Origin of the sequence: Actinomyces succiniciruminis (assembly GCF_900002405.1) — a bacterium.
GTDB lineage: Bacteria > Actinomycetota > Actinomycetes > Actinomycetales > Actinomycetaceae > Actinomyces > Actinomyces succiniciruminis.
This window is the reverse complement of record NZ_LK995517.1, coordinates 37,581-55,892: the sequence shown is the minus strand read 5'-3', so window position 1 is coordinate 55,892 and position 18,312 is coordinate 37,581. Positions and strand designations below refer to the sequence as shown.

At 65.1% G+C, this 18,312-nt stretch carries 15 protein-coding genes, 1 pseudogene and 1 riboswitch; of the genes and pseudogenes, 5 read left to right on the top strand and 11 right to left on the bottom strand.

Annotation, left to right across the window (positions count from 1 at the left end):
* Positions 1 to 187: 187 nt before the first annotated feature.
* Positions 188 to 826: a uracil phosphoribosyltransferase gene (gene upp / locus BN1056_RS09355; protein WP_108965431.1), complete on the top strand. Its 639-nt coding sequence runs from the start codon at positions 188 to 190 to the stop codon at positions 824 to 826.
* Positions 827 to 899: 73 nt separating this feature from the next.
* On the opposite strand, the gene BN1056_RS09350 is transcribed toward upp, so the two are convergent.
* The 3 genes from BN1056_RS09350 to BN1056_RS09340 all read right to left on the bottom strand — a co-directional run bounded on the left by BN1056_RS09350 (position 900) and on the right by BN1056_RS09340 (position 3,781).
* The gene (locus tag BN1056_RS09350; protein ID WP_210580622.1) at positions 900 to 1,784 is read right to left on the bottom strand and encodes a MetQ/NlpA family ABC transporter substrate-binding protein; all 885 of its coding nucleotides are present in this window, start codon (positions 1,782 to 1,784) and stop codon (positions 900 to 902) included.
* Between the two features lie 168 nt (positions 1,785 to 1,952).
* Positions 1,953 to 2,699 carry a methionine ABC transporter permease gene (locus BN1056_RS09345; RefSeq protein ID WP_210580620.1) on the bottom strand — a complete coding sequence of 249 codons (747 nt, stop codon included), beginning with the start codon at positions 2,697 to 2,699 and terminating at the stop codon, positions 1,953 to 1,955.
* On the bottom strand, positions 2,696 to 3,781 hold the full coding sequence (locus BN1056_RS09340; protein WP_244671622.1) for a methionine ABC transporter ATP-binding protein: 1,086 nt from the start codon (positions 3,779 to 3,781) through the stop codon (positions 2,696 to 2,698). The genes BN1056_RS09345 and BN1056_RS09340 overlap by 4 nt, the downstream gene beginning before the upstream one ends.
* A gap of 5 nt (positions 3,782 to 3,786) precedes the next feature.
* A riboswitch (SAM riboswitch) is annotated at positions 3,787 to 3,877 on the bottom strand.
* A 204-nt stretch (positions 3,878 to 4,081) separates the two neighbouring features.
* Between BN1056_RS09340 and BN1056_RS09335 the strand changes: the two genes are divergently transcribed.
* Positions 4,082 to 5,281: an alpha/beta hydrolase gene (locus BN1056_RS09335; RefSeq protein WP_210580616.1), complete on the top strand. Its 1,200-nt coding sequence runs from the start codon at positions 4,082 to 4,084 to the stop codon at positions 5,279 to 5,281.
* 32 nt (positions 5,282 to 5,313) lie between these two features.
* On the opposite strand, the gene BN1056_RS09330 is transcribed toward BN1056_RS09335, so the two are convergent.
* From BN1056_RS09330 to BN1056_RS09305, 6 genes are all read right to left on the bottom strand, one after another.
* Entirely contained in the window at positions 5,314 to 6,030 is a 717-nt protein-coding gene (locus BN1056_RS09330) for an arsenate reductase/protein-tyrosine-phosphatase family protein (protein ID WP_342343946.1), read from the bottom strand.
* 72 nt (positions 6,031 to 6,102) lie between these two features.
* The gene (locus BN1056_RS09325; RefSeq protein ID WP_210580613.1) at positions 6,103 to 7,185 is read right to left on the bottom strand and encodes a LacI family DNA-binding transcriptional regulator; all 1,083 of its coding nucleotides are present in this window, start codon (positions 7,183 to 7,185) and stop codon (positions 6,103 to 6,105) included.
* Positions 7,182 to 8,630 (bottom strand): glycoside hydrolase family 13 protein, encoded by a 1,449-nt coding sequence (locus BN1056_RS09320; protein ID WP_210580611.1) that lies wholly within the window; start codon positions 8,628 to 8,630, stop codon positions 7,182 to 7,184. The genes BN1056_RS09325 and BN1056_RS09320 overlap by 4 nt, the downstream gene beginning before the upstream one ends.
* Positions 8,627 to 9,442, bottom strand: coding sequence for a carbohydrate ABC transporter permease (locus tag BN1056_RS09315; protein WP_210580609.1), 816 nt, complete (start codon positions 9,440 to 9,442; stop codon positions 8,627 to 8,629). Before BN1056_RS09315 ends, BN1056_RS09320 begins: the two co-directional genes overlap by 4 nt.
* A gap of 9 nt (positions 9,443 to 9,451) precedes the next feature.
* Positions 9,452 to 10,120 (bottom strand): carbohydrate ABC transporter permease, encoded by a 669-nt coding sequence (locus tag BN1056_RS09310; RefSeq protein WP_244671621.1) that lies wholly within the window; start codon positions 10,118 to 10,120, stop codon positions 9,452 to 9,454.
* Between the two features lie 295 nt (positions 10,121 to 10,415).
* Complete coding sequence (locus BN1056_RS09305; protein ID WP_210580605.1) at positions 10,416 to 11,711, bottom strand: ABC transporter substrate-binding protein; 1,296 nt, start codon at positions 11,709 to 11,711, stop codon at positions 10,416 to 10,418.
* A gap of 131 nt (positions 11,712 to 11,842) precedes the next feature.
* On the opposite strand from BN1056_RS09305, the gene BN1056_RS09300 reads away from it, so the two are divergent.
* A complete protein-coding gene (locus tag BN1056_RS09300) occupies positions 11,843 to 13,723 on the top strand; it encodes an alpha-amylase family glycosyl hydrolase (protein WP_210580602.1) in 1,881 nt (626 codons plus the stop codon).
* 86 nt (positions 13,724 to 13,809) lie between these two features.
* On the opposite strand, the gene BN1056_RS09295 is transcribed toward BN1056_RS09300, so the two are convergent.
* Complete coding sequence (locus BN1056_RS09295; protein ID WP_244671620.1) at positions 13,810 to 14,577, bottom strand: hypothetical protein; 768 nt, start codon at positions 14,575 to 14,577, stop codon at positions 13,810 to 13,812.
* Between the two features lie 383 nt (positions 14,578 to 14,960).
* Between BN1056_RS09295 and BN1056_RS09290 the strand changes: the two genes are divergently transcribed.
* Together BN1056_RS09290 and BN1056_RS09285 are read left to right on the top strand one after the other, a co-directional pair.
* Positions 14,961 to 15,650, top strand: coding sequence for a flavodoxin (locus tag BN1056_RS09290; RefSeq protein ID WP_210580600.1), 690 nt, complete (start codon positions 14,961 to 14,963; stop codon positions 15,648 to 15,650).
* Positions 15,647 to 17,074, top strand: coding sequence for a ferric reductase-like transmembrane domain-containing protein (locus BN1056_RS09285; RefSeq protein ID WP_210580598.1), 1,428 nt, complete (start codon positions 15,647 to 15,649; stop codon positions 17,072 to 17,074). The genes BN1056_RS09290 and BN1056_RS09285 overlap by 4 nt, the downstream gene beginning before the upstream one ends.
* Before the next feature lie 455 nt (positions 17,075 to 17,529).
* On the opposite strand, the pseudogene BN1056_RS09280 reads toward BN1056_RS09285, so the two are convergent.
* Positions 17,530 to 18,129 (bottom strand): annotated as a pseudogene (locus tag BN1056_RS09280) (substrate-binding domain-containing protein); the annotation flags it as partial.
* Positions 18,130 to 18,312: the final 183 nt, after the last annotated feature.

The following is an 18,312-nucleotide window of genomic DNA, read 5'->3' as shown; positions in this document are numbered from 1 at the left end:
TTCCGAGACTATCCTTATTTTGATAACGCGGTGTCGAGCTGACGTTCTATTTGCACATAGACTTAATCCTCTAACACGTTCGTATCCAGTGTTATGAGGCTGCTGGCGTTCAGACGGGACCACACTCCACCGCCCGGCCCCGGTCTATTCCACCCTCAGCTCGTTTCGGGCGTCGTAGGCTTGGCCCATGCGCCTGCACGTTGCCGATCACCCGCTCATTGACCACAAGCTCTCCGTCCTGCGCGACGAGAAGACACCCTCGGCCGTTTTCCGTCAGCTCGTTGACGAGCTGGTCACCCTCCTCGCCTACGAGGCCACGCGCGACGTGCGCACCGAGGAGATCCGCATCCAGACACCGGTAGCCGCCACGACCGGCCGGCACCTGGCCGAGCCGCGGCCGATCGTGGTACCGATCCTGCGCGCCGGCCTGGGGATGCTCGAGGGCATGACCCGGCTGCTGCCCACCGCCGAGGTCGGCTTCCTGGGTATGAAGCGTAACGAGGACACCCTGGAGGTGGAGACCTACGCCAACCGGCTGCCGGATGACCTGTCCGGCCGCCAGTGCTTCGTCGTCGACCCCATGCTCGCCACCGGCCACACCCTCGTGGCCGCCATCAACTATCTGCTGGAGCGCGGCGCCCGCGACGTGACCGCCATCTGCCTGATCGCCGCCCCGGAGGGGCTGGCGACCCTGGAGGCGGCCGTCGGCGACCGCGCCGACGTCACCGTCGTCACCGCAGCCCGCGACGAGCGCCTGAACGAGCACGCCTACATCGTGCCCGGTCTGGGTGACGCCGGCGACCGCCTGTACGGCATCGTGGACTGAACGGGCCGCCCCGCCCACCCCTTGCGGGCGTGGAGCGGAGCGGCCCGGCAGCGGTCGCGTCGGCGCGGAGGCGTCAGAAGGCGGGGATGACGGACTCGTCGGTCCAGGTCTCCTCGATGTAGGTACGCAGTTCGTCGGAGTTCAGCAGTCCGGCGAGCTTGACCAGGTACTCGTTGTCCTTGTCGGCGGTGCGCACGACCAACTGGTTGGCGTACGGGGAGCCCTCACCCTGCTCCAGGACGAGCGCGTCCTCGCTGGGCTTGAGATTGGCGTCGAGCGCGTAGTTGCCGTTGATGACGGCCAGCTCGGCGTCGGCCATCGACGCGGCCACCTGGGCGCCGTCGACCGTCACCAGATCGAAGTTCTTCGGGTTGTCGGTCACGTCCAGGGTGGTGGGGATCTCGACGTCGGGGTCGAGCGTGATCAGCCCGGCGGTCTCGAGCAGCTGCAGCCCGCGGGCGGTGTTGGCGGGGTCGTTGTTGAGCAGGATGGTTCCGCCTTCGGCGGCCTCGTCGACCGAGCTGTAGCCCTTGTCCGTGTAGATGCCCATGGGCTCGATGTGGACGTCGGCGATGGCGACGAAGTCGTAGCCCTTCTCCTCGATCTGCTGAGCCAGGAAGTTCGGCGTCTGGTAGAAGTTCGCCGCCAGGGAGCCGTCATCCAGGGAGGTGTTGGGCGTCTGGTAGTCGTCGATCTCGACGATGTCGAGGTTGAGCCCGGCGTCGGCGGCCAGGTTGTCCTGCACCCACTGGAGGATGGTGACGTGCGGCTGCGGGGTGGCGCCGATGGTGATGGTGGCCGTGTCGCCGTCGACTTTGATGCCGTCGACGGCGGCCGTGGTGCCGGATCCGCCGGTGGCGGTGTCACTGGAGGAGCCGCCGCAGGCGGCCAGGGTGAGGGCGACGGCGGAGGCGAGGCCACCGGCCAGGACGCTGCGGCGGGTGATGGTGGAGGTCATGATGCGATTCCTTGTTCGTGAAGGTGCCTGCAGGTGTCTGCAAGGCTTGCGGTTGGTTGGGTACGTGGGTGGCCGGCGGACGGCTCGTGCCGCCGCGGGGCCGGCCCGGGATGGGGCAGCCGAGCCGTTGGGGCCATGGGGGCTCCGGGGACTCCGGCTGGTCGAGGCTCAGCGGTGGTCGACCAGCCGGCTGAGCATGTCGCCACACACCTGGATGACGGCGACGATGAGCACGATCAGCACGACGACTATCACCATGACGTCGGGGTCGTTCTGCCGGTAGCCGTGCTGGATGGCCAGGTCGCCCAGGCCGCCGCCTCCCACCGTGCCGGCCATGGCGGTGTAGCCGAGCAGAGTGATCAGGGTGACCGTGGCGGACTGGATGAGCGTGGGCATGGCCTCGCGCACCAGTACGCCCCAGGTGATCTGGCGGCCGGAGGCGCCCATCATCAGGGCGGCTTCGACCTTGCCGTGGTCGACGTCGTTGATGGCGGTCTCCACCAGGCGGGCGTAGAAGGGGATGGCGCCGATGGTCAGGGGTACGCAGGCGGCACCCCAGCCCAGAGAGGTGCCCACGAGCGCGCGGGTGAAGGGGATGAGCGCCACCATAAGGATGATGAACGGCATGGACCGGCCGATGTTGACGATCTGGGAGAGCACCTCGTAGACGGCCCGGTTGGCGTGCTGGCCACGCTTGCCGGTGGTGACCAGCGCCAGTCCCAGCAGCAGGCCGATGACGATCGTCAGGGCGCCGGATACGCCCAGCATCTGGAAGGTCTCCAGGGTGGCCGGGCCGAGCTTGCGCTGGATGGCGGGGTTGTTGAACCAGGTGTCGTCGCCGCTGGAGGCCAGGGCGAGGGCGCCGGCGCGGACGGTCGCGGAGAGAGTCCCGGCGGCAGCGATCAGGCTGTTCATGCGCGCACCTCCGCGGTGACGCCCGCCTCACGCAGGGCGGTCAGTGCGCCCTGCGCCTGGTCGGCGGGGATGGTGAGCGCCAGGCGGCCGACCTGGGCGGTGCCGAGGGTCTCGAACAGCCCACCGGCGACGTCGGCGCCCCGCTCGGCGGCGAGCGAGAGTACCTGGGCGGCGGCGGGCTGGCCGGGGTGGGAGGTGAGCGCGACGTCGATGATCACAGCGCCGTCGGCGAGCTCCCCGTCGGGGATCTCCGGGGTGGGGACGAGTTCGTGGGAGAGCCGGGAGTCGACGTCGGAGACGACCTTCTCGATCGGCCCGGACTCGACGACGCGGCCGGCCTGAAGCAGGCTGACGGAGTCGCAGATCTGCCGCACCACGCTCATCTCGTGGGTGATGATCACGACGGTGACGCCGAGGCGATCACGCACGTCCCGGATCAGACCCAGGATCTGGCGGGTCGTCTCCGGGTCCAGGGCGCTGGTGGGCTCGTCGCACAGCAGCACGGAGGGCTGGTCCGCGAGCGCGCGGGCGATGCCGACGCGTTGCTGCTGGCCGCCGGAGAGCTGGGCGGGGTAGGAGGAGCCGCGGTCGGCCAGGCCCACCAGGTCGAGCATGCGGGCGACCGTCTCGTGGCGCTGTCCCTTGGGCACGCCGGCCAGTGCCAGCGGGTAGGCAACGTTTTGGGCGGTGGTGCGCGAGTCGAGCAGGTTGGCGTGCTGGAAGACCATGCCGATGGCGCGGCGGGCCTCGCGCAGGTCACGGGCGGACAGGTCGGTCATGTTCTTGCCGGCGACGCGCACCTCCCCGAAGGTGGGGCGCTCCAGGCTGGTCAGGCAGCGCACCAGCGTGGACTTGCCGGCGCCGGAGGTGCCGACGATGCCGTGGATGGAGCCGGCGTGCACGTCCAGGTTCACCCCATCGAGGGCGCGCACCGTGTTACCGCCCGGGAGCTTGTACACCTTGTGCACGTCGCGCAGGGAAATCATGGGTTCCGGGGGCGCGGCCTGTACGGCGCCGGCTGGCGACTCCGCGCCGTCGGCCCCCGCCGAAGCGGGTGCCGCGGATGCAGGTGATTGCGTCACGTGGTCCTCCATCGGTCCTGGCGGTAGCACCCTCACCGCGAACGGGGGTTGCTGCAACGTCGATGAGCCAGGTCTCTCGGTTGCTCTGGATGGTCGGTGCCTACGTTAGGCGGCGGGCGGGGCCCGGAGCAAGCCGACGGTCGAAAACGACGCGCGCATCACTGCGCGTACACGAGTTTGTGCCATGAACACGAGTCTTGGAGGTTTGCAGGTGCAGGACACGTGCAAACCTCCAAAACTCGTGTATCCGACAGGAACTCGTGTGCCACCGATCGTCGCCGTCCGTGACAGGATGCAGCCATGGCATCCACAACGACGCCGGACCCGCTCGGCCACCCATCACCTGCCGGAGCCGCGTCGGCTCCGGAACCGTTGCCGGAGACGGTGCCCGACATCCTGGGCGAGCCGTGGGTCGCGCGCACCATTCCCGTCACCGACTCCCCCGCCGCCCCGGGCGCGGACCACGCCGTGCTCGTCCACCAAAGGGGGGCCGTGCCGGCTCCGGGCCCCGACGGGCGGCCGGGCACACCCCGGCATGAGCGCGCAGTGCTGTACCTGCACGGTCGCAACGACTATTTCTTCCAAACCTGGCTGGCCGACGCGTTTTTTGACGCCGGATACGAGTTCTACGCATTGGACCTGCGCGCCTGCGGTCGGGCGGGCGTGGGCTACTGGTCCCCTCACGACGTGCGCGACCTGCGCGTGCACGACGAGGAGATCGCCGAGGCACTGCGGATCATCCGCAGCGAGCACGGCCACTCCACGGTGGTGCTCAATGGGCATTCCACCGGCGGGCTGCAAGCCGTCATCTGGGCCGGAGACCACCCCGGGTCGGTCGAGGCGGTCACGCTGAACTCCCCGTGGCTGCAACTGAACTCCTCCGGCCTGGTGCGCTCCTACGGCTCGGCCCTCGTCGATCTGCTCTCGCGCCGCGACCCCGACCGCATCATCGACAACCCCGCGGAGCTCAAGGCGCTCGAACCGGCCGAAGCCGCCCCATCCGAGTCGCGCACCGAGGGCGCACCGGCGGGCTCTCGACAACAGGCCGGCACCGACGCCGCCACCACCGTCCCCGTGGATACGGATCCGGGCCCCATCGAGGTGGACATCTACGCCCGCACCCTGCACCGCCGCTGGGGCGGGGAGTGGGACTGGGACCTGGCACTGAAGCCCTCGCCGTCGTTCCCGGTGCGGGCGGGGTTCCTGGCGGGTATCCGCCGCCTGCAGCGGGAAGTGCACCATGGGCTCGGTATCGACGTGCCGGTGCTGGTGTGCTGCTCGACGGCGTCGGGCGGCCCGGGTATTTCGCGCCAGGAGGCGCTGCGGTGCGACACGGTGCTGTCGGTGGAGCAGATCGTGGAGCGGTCGCGGTTCCTGGGCGAGGACGTCACCGTGGTGCAGATCCCCGGCGGCGTGCACGACCTGGTGTTGTCGCCCTCCCCCGTGCGCGAGGAGTATCTGTCCACGCTCACCGGCTGGCTGTCCGAGCGGCTGGGCTGAGCGCTCGGCCGGCCCGCGCACAGCGGGGCCGCTCACCGTGCCCCGGCCGCTCCCACCAGCTCCGCGAGTGCGGGGGCCAGGGCGTCGCTGACGCGTTCGACGACGGCGAGGGTGTCGACGAAGTCGGCCATGGTGCCGTACCAGGGGTCGGGCACGTCCAGGTTTGCCGCGTGTCCGGGTGCGCCGGGCGTGCCTGCCGCCGCCGTCGGGTCGTACTCGCGGAACATGCGGATGCGTGCGGGATCGACGCCGAGGCGCTCGCTGCGGCGCGTCAAGACACGCCGGTGGGCGCTGGTCATGGCCAGTATGAGGTCGGCCCGGCGCAGTTCGGCGTCGGCGATGTGGTGGGCGGCGTGCTCGGCAATTGCGGCCGCGGTGGCGCGCGCGGCCGGATCTGCGCCGACGCCGTAGCCACTTTCGGTCAGGATGCGCCGGGCGCGGGGGTCCATGGGGTTACCGGACTCCTCGTCGGAGACGCCCGCAGAGGTGACGACGACGCTGCCGGGCCCGCCGGTGGGGACGTCGGCCGCGAGCAGGCGGTCGAGGAGCACGACCTCGGCCATGGCGGAGCGGCAGATATTGCCGGTACACACCATCACCACTTGGTAGGCGGCAGCCGGATCGCGCGGCACAGGCAGACGTCGTGCGGCGTCAGCCGGCCAATCAACCGCGACCGGGAGGTCAGTCGGGTTGGGGGCCGCTGGGGTGTCGGTCGCGTTGGGCTTTGCAGAGCCGAGTTGTGCGATCATGGCAGGAGCCTGGCTGAGTCGGTGCGGTGTTTCAAGGTGAGATGTTGCGCTGCAAAACACAAAGCCGAGGGACTAGTCACCGACATGCCGATGGCTCTGAGCAGGCCCGGAAGAGTCTCTGACCACCAGACTGCCGTGAATCGTCTGGTGCTCAGGCAGAGTAAAGGACTCATCCGGAGTCCGGTTCGCTGCGATGGCGTCGACCAACCTGTCGGCCGCCAAACGTCCTTTAGTACGGATGGACTGCCGCACTGTGGTCAGGCTCGGACGCGCCCACCGCGCCTCGGGAATGTCGTCGAAGCCCGTGACCGAAACCTCTCCCGGCACATCCACACCATGCTCGTTCAAAGCGTCCAGCGCGCCGAGAGCGATTACATCAGAGAAGCACAGGAACGCCGACGGACGATCCCCAGACTCCCAGATCCTACGTACCCAGTGGCTGCCTGCCTCGCGCGTGCAGGGTAGCTCCGTCACGCGCAACCTCACGTTGCTCGTAAGCCCACGATCTTCGATCGCCTCACGGACACCCTCGTACCGCCGCAGCAGCGTTCCATGCCAACCACTAGGGCCGGCATCCTGTCCAGACTCGAAGGCGAGTACCTGAATATCGCGGTGCCCAAGGTCAAGTAAGTGCCGGGTGACCTCCCCCGTTGCCTCGACCTCATCGAGCCCGACCGCCGGCACCTCAGCCAACGGGTCACCGTCTATGACAACAAACGGCATTTGTTGCCGTTGGATGGCCCTGATCTCGCTCCTGTCGCGCTCGATACCGACCACGAGAAAGCCATCGACCACGGACACAGGGACGGACTCCGCCAAAGAGCCCTTCAACGGCGGGATCAGCAGGAGGAACATCCCCTCACGAGTACAGACCTGGCCGATGCCCGCGATGAGTTCGGCATAGTACGGATTCGCGAAAATGTCATCGATGGGCTGCGGCAGCAGTAGGCCCATGTTTCTCGTGGTGCGGGTCCTGAGCATCCGCGCCGCCGGATCTCTCACATATCCGAGTTCTTCGGCCGCCTTATGTATCTGCTCAACCGTGCTACGAGCCAGACGACCTGGATTGTTATACGCGAAGGAGACCGCCGACGTCGAAACACCCGCCCGCTCGGCAACGTCCTTCATCGTCGCCCGCGGAGCACGCGGCGTCACCGTACCTCCTCAACGAGCCTGACAGACCTTCCGGGAACCACCAACCAGTCACCGACCGCCGTCGGCGGTTTTGCGAAACGACCGCCAACGAGCGTCATCAAGTCCCGCCCGTGCGGCGGCATCAAGTCGCCGGGAACCACTGTCGCCGCCGAGTTTCGATTGATGAGTGTAGTGGTAGTCCCATTCATTGTGTTGTTCCTTAACGCAATGACGTCACCGACAGCATAGGGGATCTCAAGGCGTCCACGTCCCAACGACATCGAGTCCCGTCGCGCTCCCGTAAAGGACTTGAAGACAGCCAACAACTCATGGTTCCAATCGTTCCGATCCCATGACATACAACCACGGCAGCCCGGATCATTGTCCCCACGCATGCCGACCTCATCGCCGTAGTAGATCATCGGCGCACCTGGGAACGCAAACATCAGGGCAAGCGCCTCACACACCGCTGCCACATCATCGCCGCACTCCTGGAACAGACGCGGAGTGTCGTGGCTGCCCAACAAGTTCATCATTGCCGGCGCGGCATGCGGCGGGATGGCGTCCTGAAGCGCCAGCGCCGCACGCGCCGTGGCCGAGGCATCCGCCTTCCGCGTGGCGGCGTAATCCAGAGCCAGATCACGCAACCCATAATTCATTGTCCCATCGAAGGTGTCACCGTGAAGCCAGCGCGTCGGAGACTGCCACTCCTCACCGATCAGGCAGGCATCCGGAAAACGATCCTTCACGACGCTCCGGAACCGCTTCCAAAAAACATCATTAATGAAATACGGAACATCTAGCCGCCATCCGTCAATTCCACGCTCAAGCCAATGCACGGCCACCCGGAAGTGGTGCTCTCGCACCTCCGGATTGTAAACATTCCACTTTGGAAGATAGGCGCACCCAGAGCAGGTCTCATAGTTTGGTGCCGGATCGGACACGACAGGAAAGTCTTCGACCAAAAACCAATTGACGTACCTAGACCTGGCACCCTTATCAAGCACGTCCTCGAAGTACGGGTGATGCCAGCCGCAGTGGTTAAACACGCCGTCGAGCACTACCCGCATACCTCTACCATGCGCCCCATCAACGAGTTCATTGAAAGCCGTATCCCCGCCCAGAACGGGATCGATCGCGAAGTAGTCTTCACCGTCGTACCGGTGGTTTGTCCCAGCAGTAAACACCGGGGTCAGATACAAGGCATTCGCACCCAGCGACTGAATGTGATCCAAGTGCTGCGTAATGCCTTGAAGGTCTCCGCCGAAGAAGTTCTCGCGAGTAGGCACACCGCCCCATGGTTCGACATAAGCCGGATCATTGCTAGGGTCACCGTTGCAGAAGCGTTCCGGGAACACCTGATAGAAGACCGCAGACTCAAGCCACCGCGGTACCGACACCGGAGCGTCGAGCCGAGCCCCTGCAGCTACTGCCGCATATTCCACTTCATAACCTTTCGTCGTCACTGCTTGACCCCACCCGAGGTCAACCCTCTGATAAGAGACCGCTGGAAGAACAGGAACATTATGATGGTCGGGACCGTCGCCATCAATGTGCCCGCCATCAGCAGATGCCATGATGTGCCGTAGCGCCCCTGGAATGCCGTGAGGCCGACTTGGATAGTACGCATCTCATCGCCGTTCGTGACCAGCAGCGGCCATAGAAAGTCGTTCCAGGCGAACAGCGTTGCAAATATGGTCAACGTGGCCAGGGCGGGACGCGCCAGTGGCAGGAGTATCCTCACGAACACCTGAACCCTGTTACAACCATCAATCCGCGCAGCGTCTTCCAACTCCATGGGTATCGTGGAGAAGTACTGTCGGAGCAATACGATCCCGAATACATCCGCCAGGCGCGGGACGATCAACGCAGAATAAGTGTCGATCCACCCCAGGGTTACGATGATTGAGAAGGCTGGAATAATGGTAACAAAGGTCGGCACCATCATCGTGGACAGCAGAACGAAGAACAGCAGTTTCTTGCCTGGGAAGTTCAGTCTGGCGAACGCATAGGCCGCCAGCGAGTCCAGGACCAGATGCCCAACGACAATACCGAGAGTCATTAGGATCGAGTTGAGGTAATACCGCCCGAAGGGTGCCGCCTGCCAAGCGCGTACGTAGTTCTCCCAGTGCCACTCTGTCGGAAGCACCGTCGTGAACACTTCTGACCGCTTCTTCACGGACGTCAATAACATCCAGATGAATGGCGCCACCACCGTGAACGATCCTGCAACAAGCAGAACGTGACGCACGCATCGTGTTACCCGTGTCTCATTCATGGTTGTTCCTCATGCCAAATCCGACTCACCAGAACCAGACCAGCGCCACTGCACTGCGGTCACGCCGAGAACCAATAGAAGACATACGAACGCAATGGCCGCCCCATAACCGAAGTCACCCAACCGGAACGAAGTGCGGTACATCAGCATACCGAGTACGTCAGTGCCGCCCGATGGACCGCCTCCCGTAAGCACGTAGACCAAGTCGAACGATTGGAAAGCCGTGATAAGAGCCTGAATGACCACGAAGAACGTCATCGGTCGCAATAGCGGGATGGTTATATGTTTGATCTTCCTCCACGTCCCGGCTCCGTCTAACGCAGCCGCCTCGTAGCAGGAGGCGGGAAGTGTCTGAAGTGCGGTCAGGTACATGATTGCATTGAATCCCAGGTTCTTCCAGACGGTGAGCAATATCAGCGCCGTTAGCGCGCTCCAGCGGTGACCGAGCCAGTCATAACCGTTCGTCCCCAACGATTCCAAAACCTTGTTCAAGATTCCCGAGGGATCCAGCACGTACTTCCATATGATCGCCGCGGCGACCGACGACGACACCGTTGGCAGGAAGTAAATCCCGCGATACAAGGCGCGTCCCTTGATAGGAGCGTCCAACAACAGCGCGATCGTCATCCCCGACACCACAGACAGAACTGCCACGCCCGCGGCGTACACGATTGTCACCAGCAGGGAGTTGATAACGGCCGGGTCATGAATCAGACGTCTATAGTTCGCGCTCCCCATAAAGATCTGTTGCGTACCGAATCCGCTCCACGATGTTAGGGACAGGTATGCCGCGGATATCATCGGATATATTACGAACACCGCTATGACTACGACCGCCGGCGCCAGGAATGCCGCAGCTACCAGAGACTCGCGCAACTGTTGGGAGTGCTGCCGTGACCGGGTCGGGCGCGACGATGACTCTGGCGTTGGAGAGCCGCGGAGAACCGCGCCCTCCCCGATCACAGCTTGCATGTCAGTTCCCTTCACTCAGAGCCTTGTTGACTGCGTCTTCCGCCGACTGCAAGGCTTCGTCGACGCTTAGGGTTCCGTTGAGCGCCTTCTCCACCTCAACAGCGAAGGCGTAGGAGGCTTTCGGGTACAGAGGAGTCGCCGGCCGCGTGTTCGCTGTTTCCATCGCGTCTACGTACGGCTGCAGCAGTGGCTGCGTCTCGGCGACCCACGAGGTGTACTCGTCCGACGTTCCTACATCCTGCCGAACAGGCAACATGCCCGTGGTCTTGCACCACTCGAGAACCTGATCGGTCTCAAGGAACCAGCTCAGGAATGCGATCGCCGCGTCCGCGCCGTCACCTTCGAACACCAGTGCCTGCTCGCCGCCGAGGTTCGTCGCCGCCTTACCGTCCTCGGGGTATGGGGCCTGCCCGGACCCGAAGTCGAACGGCGGATCCTCCTGCCAGATTCCTACCATCCACGAGCCCTCCTGGGCCGCTGCCGCAGATCCCTTCTCAAACTCGCCCCATGACGTAGACGGTGATGGCACCAGACCCTCGTCAATGAGATCCACCCAGAACTGAAGCGCCTTCTTACCTTCTTCGGTGTTGAACGCCGCGGCTGTGTTGTCTTCGTTGAGGAACTGGCCTCCGGCCTGCCACAAGTTGACCTGGAAATTCCACGTAAGGCCCTCACCGTTGTCCCCGGCCTGGGTATAGAGTTCATATGGCGGCTTCCCGGTCTTCTCGAGAATGGTCTTGCCGTTCTCCCGAAGCTCTTCCCATGTCTCGGGAGGTGTGTCCGGGTCAAGACCCGCCTCTGCGTACAGGTCCTTGTTGTACAGCAAGCCGAGGTTGTTCGCCGATACTGGCACCGAACGGAGAGCGTCACCGTCGCTGCCGTAGGCAATGAGGCTCGGGTATATGGCGTTAACGACGTCCTGTGACAGCCCCGTTGAAAGATCCACAGTCTTCCCTGTCGCTGAGATCTGTGGCGCCCACACGAGATCGCCGATAACCATGGTCGGCAACGTATCGGTCTGCGCTGCGGTCTGGATCTTCGTCAGCATGTCCGAGTTGGGGACGTTCACGACAGTCATCTTCGTGTCTGGATGCTCGTCCTGGTACTGCTGGACCGCAGCGTCGAACGCGTCTGCGTTCGTACCATCCCAGTAGTGCCAAATCGTGACCTCGCCGGACGCTTGGGAGGCGCCGTCGGCCGACGGGGCGCTGCCTCCAGAGGAACCCGGCGCGCATGCCGCTACCGTGCCCAGAGTCGCGGCCACCGCACTTGCGAAGAGAAACGTGCGTCTGTTCATGTCAACTCCTTAAGGGGTTTCGTCACCATCGACCGATGCTGTGCCCCTTGCCACATGTGCATCGATTTACTATCGTACACGGCAGGCCCGGCGGTGTCGACCAGGCCACACCAGACAAGGGAGTCTTCAACATGACAACACGAACACGATGGCTTCGCGCGGCAGTCGCGTGCGCCGCATCGACCGCACTGGCCCTCTCGGGCATCGTCCTCGCGCCAGCAGCGGCTGCGGACCAACCGCCGGCAGTTTCAGGTGCCACGTCGACAACACCATCGCCCGGGCCGCTAGCTCAGGGCGATGTCATCTATCAAGTCCTCGTAGATAGGTTCTCTGACGGCGACAGCACCAACAACGACACCGGCAACGGTGAATACGACCCGTCTGACCTCGGCTTCTACCATGGAGGCGACTGGAAGGGGCTCACGAACAAACTCGATTACATTGCGAACCTCGGTGTGACAGCCATCTGGATTTCGCCTGTGTCAGAGCAGCAGCCGTTGTCCAAAGATGGCAATGAGGCAAGTTACCACGGCTACTTCACACGCAATTACGCGACGCCAAATGAGCACTTCGGCTCGGCGGCGGAATTGCAACAGCTTATCGATACCGCCCATTCAAAGGGCCTGAAGATGATCCTTGACGTTGTCCCGAATCATACGGCGGATTATCTCGACGCATATGCGACGTCCTACTCGTCGGCCTCATATCAACCCGCTCAACCGCTGAATAACGCAAACTACTACCACCACGACGGCGATTGCCGGTTCGACGGCACAGAAAGCCAGGAACAGATCGAGAACTGCGATCTCGGCGGCCTCGACGACCTGGACCAGTCAAATCAAGCCGTGTCTGAATACCTTATTAACACATACAAAGACTGGATCGACATGGGCTTCGATGGTGTCCGAGTTGATGCAGCGCGCTCGATACCCAAGACCTGGCTGCGAACGTTCGAGCAGGAAACCGGAGTACCCTCGTTCGGCGAGGTGTTCGTTGGCGACGTCGACTATGTGGCCGACTATGAGAACTACGAGTGGGGAACCCTTGACTTCCCGTACTTCTTTACTACTCGTGAAGTCTTCTCTGCCGACACAGATATGACTGCGCTCAGCACTTTGTTCGCGCAGGACTACAAGTACGCGAATCCGAACCAGCTCGAGACCTTCATCGACAATCACGATCGCGCACGCTTCTTGACCTGGGCCAACGACGACTACCAGCGTCTACGTTCGGCGCTCGCATTCTTGATGTCCACCCGCGGAGTTCCGGTCATTTACTACGGTACCGAGCAAGCGATAGATGGCAACGGAAACGGCAACGAAGTTCCAATTGCCAATAAGGATAATCGTCAAGACATGACGAGCTTCGACGAGTCCGCGACTATCTATACTTACATCCAACGCCTCAACGCAGTACGTGCGGCGGTTCCAGCACTTCGCACTGGGATCCAGCGTGAGATGTGGTCCGACCAGACCGTCTACTCTTTCTCGCGTCGCAACGATGATTCCGGAAACGAGTCCATCACGGTCTCCACGAATTCGTGGGACACGCAAACTCGTACCATCCCACTCAGGACAGAAAGCACGCTGTCCGTCGGCGATGTACTTGTGGACGCCATGAATACATCGAACGTAGTCACCGTGACCGCCGGCGGCATCACGGGCAAGCAGATCACAGTAACGTTGCCAGAGCACAGCACCGCGATCTTCGTGGAGGCCGGCACCGTTTCCGATTACACGCCGACACATAATCCCACTACTGTTATACGGGTCCACTATGACGTGGGCTGGGGCAACAGCATCGCTATTAGGGGCAACGCCTATCCATTCACTTGGAACGCCGGGCGCGGTGCTCACACCGTTGGCGACGACGTGTGGGAGTACCGAACCGAGCGCATCTCCGAGGGGCAGGCGTTCGAGGTCAAGGCACTCATAAACGATGAGACCTGGCAGACCGGCGGCAATGTCACGGTGACAGGAGGTTCGACAATAGATATTTACCCGACCTTCTGAACACCACCATCACTTTGTTTCGACGACCTCAGCGTGGTTCAAGGAAAGCCATTCCTTGAACCACGCTGTTCTCGAAGACCAAGAAGTTACCGTTCATGCAGGATCACGGAGAACCCCAGTGCGAAGGGGAAGCCCGGGCGCAGCAGGCACTCGACGACCGGACGGGCCATGTCGGTCAGGCGCTCGAGTTCCAGCCCCTGGCCCCCTTGACCGCTCTTGGACAGCAGGCTCTGGTAGGGGATGTCCAGATCCAGCAGGGTCATGTTGTCGGCCCGCTTGGCGTGCGCCCAGGCGCCGTCGTCCATGTCCAACAAGGTACCCAGGTGGAAATGCATGACCTGGCGCGCATCCACCTCGCTGGGCACGGACAGCAGGTGGTGAGCCTCGGGATCGCGGGGGGCGCGCAGCGTGAACAGCAGAATCGCGCCGTCGCGCGCCGCCCGCAGCATGAGGCGACCGATGTGGACGGCGAAGCGGGTGTGGTCCAGGCCGCTCGCCACTCCCATGGCCTCCTGGGCCGGCAGCGCCGGCGACAGGCGGATGGGGGCGCCGTCACCCGGGTCGTTGATGGCGCGGCGACCCGCCGGCGTGGCCGCACGCAACTGCAGTACCGGGCCGTCGTCGGAGTCGGGAGCGGCCGGCAGCAGGGTGGCGGTCTCGACGAGTTCCTGCCAGCCGTTGGGCGTCGCCGTGGGGCCGGGTTCGGTCTGCACGTACCCCAGGCCGAGGATGGAGGCGAAGTCGACGGCATCGGCAGGACGGTGCCAGGTGATGTCGGCGCCGTCGTGCCACAGGGGCAGAATGTCGTTGAACGGCAGCCCGAAGCGCACGTGCTCGGGCGCCGGCGGTGCCACATGACGGCCGTGCGAGCGTTCCCGCGGCCGGGACCGGCCCGGAATGTCGGCGCTGGAAACCGAATCCGGTCGGCGCCCCGGGAAGGGAGTCCAGGGTTCGGACCGCCCGCTCTCCGGGAGCCCCCGTGGTGCGGCCTGGCCCCGCTTGCCCCCGAAGTACTCGCTCATGGGACCAGCCTAAGGCGCCGACGTCGAAAAGGCGCTGTCGCGACGCGACCCCTGCGCGTTCGGCAGAACTGCCTTCACGGGGCGCTTCACCGCGCGGTTCATGCAGGTCATCCAGGCCCTCACCGGCCCTCCCTGACTGGGCCGGCCATCAATAGTCTTCATTCATAGGCCTTCTGGCCCTGGGCATTCCTACAACACCACCGGGGAGTGATTCCATGTCCCAGCGCGCCCGCATCGTCGCGCTTGTTAGCGCCCTCGCCGTGGTCGTGGCCGCCGTCGTCGGCTATGAGCTGGCAGTAAGGCCCTCGGCGACGACGTCCACGTCCGCATCGCGCTCGGCGGCCCCGGCGGCGCCCTCCCAGCGGCCGACCGCCGACGCCGAGAACACCCCGGCGGGCGACAGCTCGATTCTGGTCGTCTACTTCTCCCGCACCAAGGGCGTCTACGGGGGCGACCTGACCGTCGGCAACACGGCCCGCATCGCCCAGATGATCCAGGACCGCACCGGTGCCGACTCCTACGAGATCGTCCCGCTCGCGGACTACCCGAGTGACTACCAGGAGACCACCGAGGTCGCCCAGGAGGAGCTCGACGCCGACGCCCGCCCCGAGATCCGCGACCCGCTGCCGGACGTGTCCGGCTATGACACGGTGTTCGTCGGCGCCCCCATCTGGTGGGGCGAGTACCCGATGGTGGTGCGCACCTTCCTGGACGCCGTCGACCTGAACGGCAAGACCGTCATCCCCTTCACCACCCATGAGGGCTCTGGCCTGGGTAACACCCAACAGCAGCTTGAGGCCCAGTACCCGCAGGCCACCGTGCTGGACGGCTTGGCGGTGCGGGGCAGTCAAGCGGCAGACGCCGAGCCGGATGTGGATGCGTGGCTCGAAAACCTCGGTCTGTGAAGACTCGACCCGTACGCCCGGCCGCCGCGATGACACCGCCGAGGCAGGAGGATGGCGCGCCGAAGCGGACGCGGCGGCGCAGCCGGCGGGGACGGCGCGACGCGCTGCGCCCACCGTCCTGGTGGGCCGCCTGGGCGGTCAGCCTGGCGGCGCCGGCGCCGCTCATCCTCCTGCTCAACACGCAGCTGCTGGCGCCCACCCGGGACCTGGTCCTGTACGACTGCGGCGTGGCCGCCTACACCTGGTGGCTGGTTTCGGTCGCTCTCAGCACGCGCCCGCGGGCCCTGGATCGGCGCATCGGACTGCCGGCGCTCTACCAGTTGCACGGGGTGCTCGGCGTGCTCGCCCTGCTGCTCGCCTCCGCCCACGTACTCAACCTGTTCACCATGCACCCGATCATCTACTGGTCGGGTCGCGTGGCCTGGTTTCTGGCCATCTTCGGCGTCGTATACGCGGCATTGCTCATGAGCGGTTGGCTGGTGGATCGCCTGCTCCTAGCGGCGGCCGTGAAGAGACGGCTCGGGCGTTTCCTCACCCATGAGGCCTCGGCGTGGATCCACCGGCTCAACTTCGTGATGATCGGCCTGGTCGTGCTGCACGTCCACGTCATTCCGCGGGTAAGCGCCGCGACCGGCTTCGTCATCGCCCTCGACCTGTACACCCTCGCCGCACTGGCCGTATACCTGTGGGGACGGCTGATCGCGCCGGCGGCGCCGGGTCGGCGGGGCACCGTCGTCGCCAACACCGCCCTGAACGACACCACCCGCCAGGTAGTGATCGCGCCGGCAGCGGGCGCGACGGCGTACGAGCCCGGCGACTTCTGCTTCGTCACCTTCCACACCCCCGGACTGCCCGTTCAGGCCCACCCCTTCTCGGTCACCTTCGCCCCTGAGTACGCCCGGGCTTCGGCGGCCGCGGAGAGTCCGGCGACCGCAAGCCCCGCGCCCCTGGTCCTGACGATCCGGGAGGCGGGCGACTTCACCTCCCAATTGTCGCGGCTGCCGGTCGGTGCCGACGTCACGCTCGAAGGCCCCTTCGGTCGTTTCAACCGGGTTGTGGGCGCCGACGACCGTCCCCTGGTCCTGCTGGGAATGGGCACCGGCATCGCGCCCCTAGTGGGACTCGCCCAGGCCTACGCCGCCTCCCGGCGGGTGATGGTGCTGCACTCCGTCTCCCGCCCGGAGGACCTGTACTACGACGACGTGCTTAGCTCCCTGGCCCGACACAACCCCACCTTCCACTACAACCATCACAGGCATCGCTACACGCGCGCCGACCTCGCCGCGCTCCTAGACGCCGATCTGCTCGCCCACGGGCGCTTCGTCGTCGTTGGACCCGCACCGGCGGTACTGGCGATGCGGCACACGCTCCGGGCGTTGGGAGTGCCCGCCCGGCACCTGCTCGACGAGCGGTTGACCATGTGACACCGGGAGCAGCGCATCTCAGATCGCGCGGCCGCGCAACGCGCCGGGAGAGCAACCGCCATTTCCGCCGAGGAAGTCGATCGGCAACTGGGGCCTGAGGACGACCCCGCCGCTGACGCCATCGACACGATCTCATGGCGAACTGGTGGCTCGAGCACGATCCCGACCTCGTCCGCTTCCGGCGGGAAACGGGCTCTTCCGATTTTTTGGGGTGGGTGGTGTGTGCCCGGGTGCCCCGCCGTGGAGCGGAATGTCCGAATTCGGCGCTAAGGCCGTCCACGACCGCTGGAGTCGATTTGGAAACCGCATGATTCCAACGTTCTGCCCACGGCCACGGGCAACGTCGGAGTCGTTTATGCCGATCCTGGACACTTTGGACCGCCTGAGAGCGCGTCTGGGGCGGTCCAAGTGCAGCCCGGCAGTCCAAGCAGGCGAAGTGGGACCGGAGCCGGAGGTCAGTGAGCGGGCGGGGCGGTGGAGCCGCGCACGACCAGCTCGGTGGGGATGACGATGCGCCTGCTGCCGTCCTGCACGCCGGAGGCCACCTGCTCGAGGACCAGGTTGACCATCTCCACGCCCGCCCGGTGGAAGTCCTGGCGAATGGTGGTCAGCGGTGGGAAGCAGTACTCGCCCAGCTCCAGCCCGTCGAAGCCGACCACGGACACGTCCTCGGGCACGCGCCGCCCCTGCTCATGGAGGGAGCGGATCAGGCCGATGGCCACCTCGTCGTTGGCGCAGAACACGGCCGTCACCTCCGGGTCGGCGGCTAACTTCCGCCCGGCGGCATAGCCCGCGGCGGCGTCCCAGTCACCGGGGATGGCCTCGGGCACCTCCCGACCGGCCTCCTCCAAGCAGGACGCCCAGGCGGCCGATCGGATCAGCGCCGACTGCGAGTCGGCCGGCCCGGTGATGTGATGGACGGTGCGGTGCCCGAGCTGGAGCAGGTGTCCCACCGCGGCGCGCACACCCCCGACCTGATCGGCCGACGCCGACGGGTAATAGCCCACGAGCGCCGAGTCGGATACGGCCACCGGCATACCGGCGGGCAGCGCCAGGTGCACCGGGTTCGAGGAGGGGACTCGACTCGGTTACCGCGGTGGTCGCGTGGTCGGCCGTGCCGAGGGCCGTGCCGAGGTGACCGAGGTGGTGGCTGGCGCGTTCGCCGGCTACGTCGATGAGGAGGCTCACGCCGCCGCACATATCCGCGCCGACCGGGCACAGCTCGCAGAGGTCATCAA

Bases quoted from the DNA above. Each gene is read 5' to 3' on its own strand.
- upp (WP_108965431.1), top strand. From the start codon at position 188: ATGCGCCTGCACGTTGCCGATCACCCGCTCATTGACCACAAGCTCTCC.
- BN1056_RS09350 (WP_210580622.1), bottom strand. From the start codon at position 1,784: ATGACCTCCACCATCACCCGCCGCAGCGTCCTGGCCGGTGGCCTCGCC.
- BN1056_RS09345 (WP_210580620.1), bottom strand. From the start codon at position 2,699: ATGAACAGCCTGATCGCTGCCGCCGGGACTCTCTCCGCGACCGTCCGC.
- BN1056_RS09335 (WP_210580616.1), top strand. From the start codon at position 4,082: ATGGCATCCACAACGACGCCGGACCCGCTCGGCCACCCATCACCTGCC.
- BN1056_RS09330 (WP_342343946.1), bottom strand. From the start codon at position 6,030: ATGATCGCACAACTCGGCTCTGCAAAGCCCAACGCGACCGACACCCCA.
- BN1056_RS09315 (WP_210580609.1), bottom strand. From the start codon at position 9,442: ATGAATGAGACACGGGTAACACGATGCGTGCGTCACGTTCTGCTTGTT.
- BN1056_RS09305 (WP_210580605.1), bottom strand. From the start codon at position 11,711: ATGAACAGACGCACGTTTCTCTTCGCAAGTGCGGTGGCCGCGACTCTG.
- BN1056_RS09300 (WP_210580602.1), top strand. From the start codon at position 11,843: ATGACAACACGAACACGATGGCTTCGCGCGGCAGTCGCGTGCGCCGCA.
- BN1056_RS09290 (WP_210580600.1), top strand. From the start codon at position 14,961: ATGTCCCAGCGCGCCCGCATCGTCGCGCTTGTTAGCGCCCTCGCCGTG.